The organism is Photobacterium sp. OFAV2-7 (assembly GCF_022347985.1).
Lineage (GTDB): Bacteria > Pseudomonadota > Gammaproteobacteria > Enterobacterales > Vibrionaceae > Photobacterium.
Genome location: NZ_JAKRFQ010000286.1, coordinates 1 through 5,609, shown reverse-complemented (window position 1 = coordinate 5,609; position 5,609 = coordinate 1). Strand labels below are relative to the sequence as shown.

The window sequence follows — 5,609 nt, the reverse complement described above, 5'->3', positions numbered from 1 at the left end:
GGCCGCTTGGTTCACCAAGCGCTTTGCCGCCTGCAGGATATCCCACTGACCACCGTAGTTGGCCGCGATATTCAGCACCATCCCGGTATTGTCAGCAGTCAACAACTCAGCCTCGGCGATTTTCTTCTGCAATCGCTGGCTGAAACGGGTCTTATCACCGATGATCCGTAACCGGATATTGTTCTTGTGCAGACGCTTCACTTCACGACCAAGCACAGTCATGAAGAGTTCCATCAGCAACGACACCTCGTCTTCCGGACGGCGCCAGTTTTCGCTACTGAAAGCAAAAAGTGTTACCACCTTGATACCGAGGCGACTTGCCGTCGAGACGGTTTTTCGTACGGCTTCTACGCCGGCCTTATGGCCAAACACTCGAGCTTTGCCTTTCGCTTTTGCCCAGCGGCCATTGCCATCCATAATAACGGCAATATGCTTTGGCAAATTATCAGCAGAAAGTGCATTTTCGATTGTATGCTCTGCCATACATCTCCCTCAAAAAAGAAAAGCGCCGTGCTGCACGCACAGCGCCTCAAGTCTCATCAAGCTAATAAAGGCGCGTCAGGCCTTATACTTCCATTAGCTCTTTTTCTTTCGCTTCCAGCACGGCATCAATGTTCTTAACCGCAGCATCAGTGATTTTCTGGATCTCATCCTGAGCACGACGGTCATCATCTTCAGAAATTTCTTTCTCTTTCAGCAGTGCTTTAACATCAGCATTGGCATCACGACGGATGTTACGAACAGCAACACGGCCCTGCTCGGCTTCGGCACGAACGATCTTAACCAGGTCACGACGACGCTCTTCCGTTAGCGGAGGAAGAGGAACACGGATAACCGTACCCGCAGACATAGGGTTCAGCCCCAGGTCAGACATCATGATTGCTTTTTCGACTTTCTGCGTCAGCTCTTTATCGAAAACAGTGATTGCCAGTGTACGGGAATCTTCAGCAACAACGTTTGCCAGCTGCTTAAGCGGCGTGTTGGCACCGTAGTATTCTACGAAGATAGTATCAAGCAGGCTTGGGTGAGCACGGCCAGTACGCACTTTTGCCAGTTGGTTTTTCAGCGCTTCAACGCTTTTGCCCATGCGCTCTTGCGCATCTTGTTTAATTTCATCAATCACGATTAATACCCTTAATGATTCGGTCAAAGCGGGAGCGACTACGCTCCCGTTCAGAATGTGTCGACAGAACTTACTCGCTAGAAGCTTAGTCGTTCGAAATCAAAGTGCCTTCTTGCTCGCCCATTACCACACGGCGCAGAGAACCTGGCTTGTTCATGTTAAAGACACGAATCGGCATGCCGTGGTCACGAGCAAGTGTAAATGCTGCTAAGTCCATCACTTTCAGTTCTTTTTCAAGAACGTCATTGTAACCAAGCTTATCATAAAGAACAGCTTCTGGGTTTTTAACTGGGTCATCTGTGAATACACCGTCAACTTTTGTTGCTTTCAGTACCACGTCGGCTTCGATTTCGATACCGCGCAGGCAAGCAGCAGAGTCAGTGGTAAAGAACGGGTTACCCGTACCGGCAGAGAAAATCACCACGCGACCCTGACGCAACTGGCTGATCGCATCAGCCCAGTTGTAGTTGTCACATACACCATTTAGCGGAATAGCAGACATCACTCGAGCGTTCACATAGGCACGGTGCAACGCATCACGCATCGCCAAGCCATTCATCACGGTCGCCAACATACCCATGTGATCGCCCACAACTCGGTTCATACCGGCTTCTGCAAGGCCTGCACCACGGAAGAGATTACCACCACCAATAACCAGGCCAACTTGCACACCCAGTTCAATAAGTTCTTTGATTTCCTGAGCCATACGGTCAAGAACTTGCGCGTCAATACCAAAACCTTCGTCGCCCTGCAGTGCTTCACCGCTGAGTTTCAGCAAAATTCGTTGATAAGTCGGTTTAGGATTTGTGGTCATTAGGTTTACCTTCCAGGCTTACAAATAGAGATATGGAGTTGTAAAAAGACCGCAGCCTTGGCTACGGTCTTTAGAGTTCGTTTCAAGAAGGATTAACCCTTCTGAACAGCTGCAACTTCTTCAGCGAAGCTCATTTCTTGAGCTTTCTCGATACCTTCACCAACTTCGAAACGGATGAAGTTAGAAACAGAAGCGCCTTTTTCTTTCAGCATCTGACCAACAGTCTGAGATGGGTCCATGATGAACGCCTGGCCAGTTAGAGAAACTTCGCCAGTGAACTTCTTCATACGACCAACAACCATCTTCTCTGCGATTTCAGCTGGCTTGCCAGACTGCATAGCAATTTCGATCTGGATTTGCTTTTCTTTCTCAACAACGTCAGCTGGTACATCTTCAGGAGTTACGTACTCAGGCTTAGAAGCAGCAACGTGCATTGCAACGTGCTTGATTACTTCAGCTTCAGCGTCTGCAGCAACAACAACACCGATACGGTCGCCGTGGCGGTAAGAACCAACTTTAGCACCTTCGATGAATTCTACGCGACGGATAGAGATGTTCTCACCGATCTTAGCAACAAGTGCTGCACGCGTTTCTTCGAACTTAGCCTGTAGAGCAGCAGTGTCTAGCTTCTCAGCTACTGCAGCGTCTAGAGCTTCGTTAGCGAAAGCTAGGAAGCTTGCATCTTTAGCAACGAAGTCTGTTTCACAGTTAACTTCTAGGATTGCAGCAAGACCTTCAGCTTCCTTAACTAGGATTGCGCCTTCAGCAGCAACACGGCCAGCTTTTTTAGCAGCCTTAGCAGCACCACTCTTACGCATGTTTTCGATCGCTAGTTCGATGTCAGCGTTCGCTTCAACAAGCGCTTTTTTACATTCCATCATGCCTGCGCCAGTACGTTCACGCAGTTCTTTAACTAGGGCAGCTGTAACTGTTGCCATTGTTATATCCTCAGTTTTGAATACTTGGTATAAAAATCAGGGGCCCTATTCGGCCCCTGGTAACCATACTTAGTTTACACAAGGTAACTTAAGATGCTCAAAGGAGCTGGCTATTACTCAGCTTCTACGAAACCGTCTTGCTCAGCTTGTGCAACGATGTCTTGATTACGACCTTCAGTTACAGTTTGAGCTACAGCACCAGTGTAAAGCTGGATAGAACGGATTGCGTCATCGTTACCTGGGATAACGAAGTCAACGCCGTCTGGGTTAGAGTTAGTATCTACTACTGCAAATACTGGAATACCCAGGTTGTTCGCTTCTTTAATAGCGATGTGCTCGTGATCAGCATCGATTACGAACATAGCGTCTGGTAGGCCACCCATGTTCTTGATACCGCCAAGTGACTTCTCAAGCTTCTCCATTTCACGAGTACGCATTAGCGCTTCTTTCTTGGTTAGCTTGTCGAAAGTACCGTCAGTAGACTGAACTTCTAGGTCTTTTAGACGCTTGATTGACTGGCGAACAGTTTTCCAGTTAGTCAGCATACCGCCCAACCAGCGGTTGTTCACGTAGAACTGGTCACAGTTAATCGCAGCTTCTTTGATTGATTCGCTGGCTGCACGCTTAGTACCAACAAAAAGAACCTTACCCTTGCGAGCAGAAATCTTGTTGATTTCAGCAAGAGCGTCGTTGAACATTGGTACAGTTTTCTCAAGGTTGATGATGTGCACCTTGTTACGAGCACCAAAGATGAATGGCTTCATTTTTGGGTTCCAGTAACGAGTTTGGTGACCGAAGTGAACACCAGCCTTAAGCATGTCGCGCATTGATACAGTTGCCATTGAATATTCCTCTATGGGGTTAGGCGTCCACATACCCCATTCTACCGACCCATGATTTGCATTACTGCAAACCTGCAGCCTCGCGAAAGACTGATGAGCACCCCGGAGAATGTGCCGATATGTGTGAGTGATTAATAAATGTTAGCGGTAATTTAACCAGCAGGGTCGAAACACAAGTTAGCTAATTACGGCGCGCTTTATACCATATTTCATCAACCAAAATCTAGCCTAATTATAGTTGAGGGCGCCAAACTTGGTTTCCATCCAGCGCCCTCACTGTTACCATATATCCCATAGAAAACCGTCAATGTAGAGAAGATTGGATGAGCATCAAGATCAAAACGGCTGATGAAATTGAAAAAATGCGCGTCGCAGGCCGTTTGGCTGCGGATGTGCTGGAAATGATCGAACCTCACATCAAAGAAGGTGTGACGACAGAAGAGCTAAACCAGATCTGTCATGATTATGCGTTGGAAAAAGGTGCCTACTCGGCCCCGCTTGATTACCACGGTTTTCCAAAATCTATCTGTACGTCGATCAACCACATCGTTTGCCACGGCATCCCAGCCAGCCAGGACGAGATCGGTAGCAACGGCCAGATGAAGCCAGCCGTACTTAAAAACGGCGACATCATCAACGTCGATATCACGGTTATTGTGCCGAACGACGAAAATGCTGATCTGAGCGTACGTCCGAAAGGCTACCACGGCGACACGTCAAAGATGTTCCTGGTCGGTGATGTCACGCCTGCCGATAAACGCCTGTGTCGCGTTACCCAGGAAGCCCTTTACGTCGGTATGCGCAAAGTGAAGCCTGGTGCTCGCGTCGGTGATATCGGTACTGCGATTGAGAAGTTCATCAAGGACAACAACAAGAAGAACCCTTTAAACAAGTACTCTATTGTTAAAGACTTCTGCGGCCACGGTATCGGCAGTGACTTCCACGAAGAGCCTCAGGTGGTCCATTATCGCAATGGCGACCGTACGGTGCTGAAAGCAGGTATGTGCTTTACTATCGAACCTATGATCAATGCCGGCAAATTCGGTTGTACCGTTGATGCCGCTGATGACTGGACGGTATATACCGGTGACGGCAAGAAGTCGGCCCAGTACGAACACACTATCGTTGTGACCGAGACTGGCTGTGAAGTGCTGACCCTGCGCGCGGAGGAAAGCATTCCTCGCCTCATGCGCAACTAATCCTCGGAGCCGACCAATAGGTCGGCTTTTTTATACCTTCCTATTTATTCTTGTACAGTTATAGTAATACCCATACCGATTCACAACATGGCACGGAATGCGATGACAGATACTTTTTCAGCCGAGGAGCAGCTCTCTCCCGAGCCTTTCTCTCAAGACGCCCTGCGCAGTGAACTGGAGCAGTTTGCCGCCCAGCAAATACAGCAGTTTGCAAACCGCACACCGGTCACCGAGCTGGTCGAAGCCCGCGCCGGTTTTATCGATACCCTGCTACAGCGCTTATGGCAGCACTTCGGCCTCGACAAGCACAACGAGCTGGCACTGATTGCCGTGGGCGGATATGGCCGCGGCGAGCTTCACCCGCTTTCCGATGTGGATATTTTACTGCTCAGCGATCAGCCGCTGGATGAGCCGACTGGCAAGACGGTCAGTGAGTTTCTTACCTTTCTCTGGGATTTGAGGCTGGAAGTAGGCCACAGTGTCCGTACCCTCGACGACTGTATTGAAATTGGTCTTGAAGATCTGACCGTGGCGACCAATTTGCAAGAGTCTCGCCTGCTATGCGGTAACCCCGATACGTTCCAGTGCCTGGAAGAGCAAATCAACTCCGGTAAGTTCTGGCCCAGTGAGGAGTTTTACCGGGCCAAGCTGGAAGAGCAAAAGGTTCGCCACGCCCGCTATCACGACACGACC

Annotated in this window: 7 protein-coding genes; 2 read left to right on the top strand and 5 right to left on the bottom strand. The window is 49.1% G+C overall.

What is annotated here, in order from left to right; genetic code table 11:
- From uppS to rpsB, 5 genes are all read right to left on the bottom strand, one after another.
- A partial coding sequence (gene uppS, locus MHN01_RS14795; protein ID WP_255725282.1) for a polyprenyl diphosphate synthase occupies positions 1-483 on the bottom strand: 483 nt, incomplete at its 3' end.
- A gap of 82 nt (positions 484-565) precedes the next feature.
- Positions 566-1,123, bottom strand: a complete 558-nt coding sequence (gene frr, locus MHN01_RS14790) for a ribosome recycling factor (RefSeq protein WP_075762715.1) — start codon at positions 1,121-1,123, stop codon at positions 566-568.
- Between the two features lie 85 nt (positions 1,124-1,208).
- On the bottom strand, positions 1,209-1,937 hold the full coding sequence (gene pyrH, locus MHN01_RS14785) for a UMP kinase (RefSeq protein WP_239412047.1): 729 nt from the start codon (positions 1,935-1,937) through the stop codon (positions 1,209-1,211).
- 92 nt (positions 1,938-2,029) lie between these two features.
- Entirely contained in the window at positions 2,030-2,875 is an 846-nt protein-coding gene (gene tsf / locus MHN01_RS14780; protein ID WP_239412046.1) for a translation elongation factor Ts, read from the bottom strand.
- Positions 2,876-2,988: 113 nt separating this feature from the next.
- Positions 2,989-3,717: a 30S ribosomal protein S2 gene (gene rpsB, locus MHN01_RS14775; protein ID WP_139310444.1), complete on the bottom strand. Its 729-nt coding sequence runs from the start codon at positions 3,715-3,717 to the stop codon at positions 2,989-2,991.
- 323 nt (positions 3,718-4,040) lie between these two features.
- Between rpsB and map the strand changes: the two genes are divergently transcribed.
- Together map and MHN01_RS14765 are read left to right on the top strand one after the other, a co-directional pair.
- Positions 4,041-4,916: a type I methionyl aminopeptidase gene (gene map, locus MHN01_RS14770; RefSeq protein WP_239412045.1), complete on the top strand. Its 876-nt coding sequence runs from the start codon at positions 4,041-4,043 to the stop codon at positions 4,914-4,916.
- Between the two features lie 102 nt (positions 4,917-5,018).
- Positions 5,019-5,609: nucleotidyltransferase domain-containing protein (locus MHN01_RS14765; RefSeq protein WP_239412044.1), on the top strand; the 591-nt coding region annotated here is incomplete at its 3' end.